Annotated in this window: 6 protein-coding genes; 2 read left to right on the forward strand and 4 right to left on the reverse strand. The window is 29.0% G+C overall.

Annotated elements, in window-relative coordinates; genetic code table 11:
• Window positions 1-39: 39 nt before the first annotated feature.
• From EAI80_RS12035 to EAI80_RS12050, 4 genes are all read right to left on the reverse strand, one after another.
• A complete protein-coding gene (locus EAI80_RS12035; protein ID WP_129982228.1) occupies window positions 40-390 on the reverse strand; it encodes a hypothetical protein in 351 nt (116 codons plus the stop codon).
• Window positions 391-511: 121 nt separating this feature from the next.
• Window positions 512-739 (reverse strand): hypothetical protein, encoded by a 228-nt coding sequence (locus EAI80_RS12040; protein WP_129982229.1) that lies wholly within the window; start codon window positions 737-739, stop codon window positions 512-514.
• 594 nt (window positions 740-1,333) lie between these two features.
• Window positions 1,334-1,630 carry a hypothetical protein gene (locus tag EAI80_RS12045; RefSeq protein WP_129982230.1) on the reverse strand — a complete coding sequence of 99 codons (297 nt, stop codon included), beginning with the start codon at window positions 1,628-1,630 and terminating at the stop codon, window positions 1,334-1,336.
• A gap of 131 nt (window positions 1,631-1,761) precedes the next feature.
• A complete protein-coding gene (locus EAI80_RS12050) occupies window positions 1,762-2,400 on the reverse strand; it encodes a hypothetical protein (RefSeq protein WP_129982231.1) in 639 nt (212 codons plus the stop codon).
• A 179-nt stretch (window positions 2,401-2,579) separates the two neighbouring features.
• On the opposite strand from EAI80_RS12050, the gene EAI80_RS12055 reads away from it, so the two are divergent.
• Together EAI80_RS12055 and EAI80_RS12060 are read left to right on the forward strand one after the other, a co-directional pair.
• Complete coding sequence (locus EAI80_RS12055) at window positions 2,580-3,257, forward strand: LytTR family DNA-binding domain-containing protein (RefSeq protein ID WP_161220355.1); 678 nt, start codon at window positions 2,580-2,582, stop codon at window positions 3,255-3,257.
• A 356-nt stretch (window positions 3,258-3,613) separates the two neighbouring features.
• Window positions 3,614-4,330: a hypothetical protein gene (locus EAI80_RS12060; protein ID WP_129982233.1), complete on the forward strand. Its 717-nt coding sequence runs from the start codon at window positions 3,614-3,616 to the stop codon at window positions 4,328-4,330.
• Window positions 4,331-4,373 lie beyond the last annotated feature (43 nt).

Here is a 4,373-nt window from a genome sequence, read left to right on the forward strand (position 1 = left end):
AAAAAACGGAAAACGAAAAACGAAAATCAAAGAAATGTGTTATTTCCACTTGACAATCGTCATTTCATAACAGATTATACTTATTATAATATAACAGACTACCACCCCTGCAATCACAAACTTACATTCTTGAGAAAGATGACTTATTCTCAAAATCAACAAAATCATAAATGTACTGATCATACAAATATTCTCTTGAAGTAATACTTTTGCGGATTTGTTTTTCTTCATACTATTAATAAGTTCATAAGCAAGTACTATTGCATCAAAAATCAAAATAACTGCAGCTATTCCTAAACGATACTTTGATGGAATCGCATCAAGATCATTAAATATTAGAAATAGGAATGTAATGATTACACCAGTAAAATAATTCAGAATTTTTCTCATAATAGAACCTCTCTTACATATAAGAGTATATTATTTTTTTATTAGACGCTAGGTATTGCGCCTGATTTCTTTTGTTTCTTTTTCTTTCTTCTCTCTTTAATAATTTAAAATTTTCATTACTTTACCCCTTTCCTACTTCTCTCAATTTTCTGAATGCCCAGAAAATTCTTATAAATACTATGATTAATAGAACAAGTTCTGCACCGACAAGAAATTTGTAAGTAGCACCAGACACATAAGAAGCACTCTCTGTTAATAAATGATGAAGAAACAAAATTATATATGCTGCGAGTGCTACCATACACGCAAAAGACAAAAAGTGATAAATTTTCTCTGACTTATTCTTCATAAAATTTCCCTCCTTTAAGATTATATGAATAGGCTGTTTTTTTTGAATAATCATCTGCTTTTAAAAGATTTCTCTGTTCAAATGATATCATTTATATTTTCTATGAGAAAATTTTATCAAGGAGTCTTTAGCTTTTCAACATTTTGCTATATTTTATTGAAAATTAGTAGTGGAAAGGCATGCCACTAACATTATGGGGTTGATCTCTTTGCCAATACAATCTTCTAGGATAATAAACTACCATTTGAATCCCCATAATCAACAGGTGACGATTTAAGAGAAAAACGGAGCAAAAATATTCAGGATATATACTATCTGTCTATGACTGATAGGAAATGATTTCTGTAGAAATTTCTTGATTTTATCCATAACAGTCTTTCCCACATTTCTATGGTTAAATCTATTCTCCTGTTCATTCAGGAATAAAGGCATCTCTCTTTTAGTTATTCCATGATATATCCCAGTAATACTACTTTTAATATTACCGATTATTATATGAGCTCTAAACATAGTAAATAAGCGAAAAATCACCACCCATTTGCAAAAGAGGAGCTTTGTTAAAAATTTCATAATGAATTCTCCTATGAGAGTCTATTATTTTTTTGATACTGATTTCATCGATTTCCAATCCTTAACAAAATTGTAGACTAAGCCTATAATTAAATATAAAATAGCTGCAGATTTTACTTCGTTACGATATTTTAATGGACCAACATTAAATACGAGAAGCATGAAAATAGTTGCTGGAACCAAAGTAGAAACAGTATCATCTAAAAACATTTTAATTGAATGATTTTTCTTTCTACTTTCAATAATTGCATATATTGCAAAGATTGCATCGAAAACCAGAATGATAGCCGCTATTACTAGACGATATTGAGATGGAATCATATTGCTGCCATCTAAAAACTCAAACAAAAACGTAACTACTATACATATACAGATATTTAAATCTAATATTTTTTCATATTAGCACCTCCTTAATAGAATGGTATTGTTTAAATATAAGGTTAAATATAGCATTAATCATCCATACTATAAGGTTTAGTACTAGACCACCAGCCACCATTTCCAAAACTATATGACTTATTTGGACCACTACCAAACTTCATTGTTAAGCTTCTATTGGCATAACGTGATGTTCCATTACTATTTCTTTGTAATGTATATTTAAAATATCCTTTAACTTTTGCTCCGGAACTTATTTTACTTACAGCACTACATGCTTTATATATAAATGAAACAGCCTTTTTAAAAGTATTAACTGACACACCACTACCTTGTACTGCAGCAGCCACAGCCGCAATACCTAAAATAGCACCTGCTAAAACTCCTATAGTTTTAAAAGTTACACCAAAATCTATTTTACAAGTAGCTGCATTTGAAACAGAACGTGCTCCATTAGGCTGAGTAGTAGTCACAACACAATCTTGAACTTCTCCATTAATTGTAAGTACTCCTGTAGTCTTATCATAGATAATATAATCCACATGCTTTGTTTCTTTATTAATTACATCCACAAATCTTTTTTCATCATTTTCAAATATCTCATATGTGTAATTATCTAAAATCTGTTCTACAGTATTATCTGCGTGAGCATGACTCATTGGAATACTTAAAATCATTAGAAATGATAAGACAATCATTATTATTTTTCTCATGTTTTTTATTTTCCTCTTTTTTAATTTCCATCTAGATGTTAACAAAATGTTATACTATGATATTAAATTTGCCTATAAATCTCGCATAAGAGACATATTTTCATGTATAAAAGACATTCCACAAAAATTACATTTCAATCCAATAAAATAATATGCTAAAATATTACAGAGGTGACGTTATGAATATACTGATTTGTGATGATAATACTGCTTTCGCAATGCAGCTAGAAGAAGATATAAGTGAATACTTTCATAATCCTAATATGAATATAAATGTGGTGACCGATCATTTTGATAAAATAGAAGGTACATATGATGTTATATTCATGGATATTGAATTAAATGATAAAAATGGTATTGAAATCGCAAAATATCATAAAGATAAGCATAACTGTCTGGTTATATTCACATCAAGTCACGAGAATCTTGTCTTTAATACATTCCAGGTTGAACCTTTTCAGTTCATAAGAAAGAACCATTATGATTATGATAAAAATATTGTCTTTAAGCAGTTAAAAGAGAAACTACTTACTCTTTATATCACTATTACACTTAAAGACAGTAAGCGTTCATTACAGATTCCTATCCAAGATATCCATTCAATTGTCTCTATTGGTCATGATTTAGTTGTCCATACACCAAAAGAAGATTATATGACAACTGGTACTCTTAAAGATTTCTGTAATAATTACATCAATACAACACTCGTTCAGATTCAAAAGAATATGATTATTAACCTTCAATATGTAGAAGATTACAATCGTAATATCATCCTATATAATAATGAAAATCTGACTGTAGGACGTATTTATAAGAACAACTTTTTACATCATTACAAGGAGTACAAAAAGCTATGATATTTGATTTCTTATTTTTAACTATATGTATCACAATGCTTTGTTTTTGCATCAGCAGTATTTTAATACCAGAAAAAAAATATTCCTACACTATTCTTTGTGCTCCTCTTACTCTCACAGAAATGTTTATTTTTACCAACCCTAGTCTCCTCAATAACTTTTTATTGATCTCTCTTATATGTATAACACATGCATGTATGCTTTATATTCATAAATATAAAGCTGTGATCTATAGTATTTCTACAACACTTCTATTCTTTACCGCTTTACTTTTTGTGAATCTTTTATTTGTTCGTTTATTTTCTATATTGAATATAAGCGATTTTTATGGACTTCCTTTCGGAATTCTATATTGTATGATTGCCTTGGGGTTATTAAAGATATTAAAATATAATAGAAATAATCTTTCCTTCCTTGAAGAGAATAAGACCTTTGGTCTTATTGGGATTGTATTACTTGTATTAAGCTCTTTACTCATGCAGGCTCTTTCTTTTATTGAACTTCCCCAATCTACAATCATCTTAATGACTGTATTGGTATTTGTGTTAAGTTTATTATTTCTTTTTCTATTCTTCCAATATAGACAAAATTACTTAGAAAAAGAGAAGTTAAGAATACAAAGAGAAAATAATGATCGAATCAATCATATATATGATTCTTTACTAAAGAAAGAACATCGTATGCTTTATGTATTAAGAAAGCTTGATCATGTGATTTCTGATAAAGAGACACATCAGTTTATTCAGAAAGAAATAGATGATTTAATGAATAAACAATTTGTATCTCATACTAATAATCCTATTTTCGATCATAGGCTAACTATTCTTATGCAGGTTTTAGAAGATTATGATATTAAGATGATAGTCATGGTTCCTGTTGATTCTCGTTTAAATGATGCAGATATTATTGAACAGATGGAAATCTTTATTAGAGAACATGTAACAGATCATACAGAAATAAGACTAAAGGTTAAAGATAATCAATTCATTATAAATTGTAATGACAAAACTAAAAACATCCGCTTAAAAACGCCTCATTATGAACCGCCCCTGTCAAGCAGACAGGTGAAATAATTAAAAACATGTACCTATGCCTGCCACGTAGTGGCAGGCATAT

The sequence above is a fragment of the Catenibacterium sp. co_0103 genome (assembly GCF_004168205.1).
GTDB lineage: Bacteria > Bacillota_I > Bacilli_A > Erysipelotrichales > Coprobacillaceae > Catenibacterium > Catenibacterium mitsuoka_A.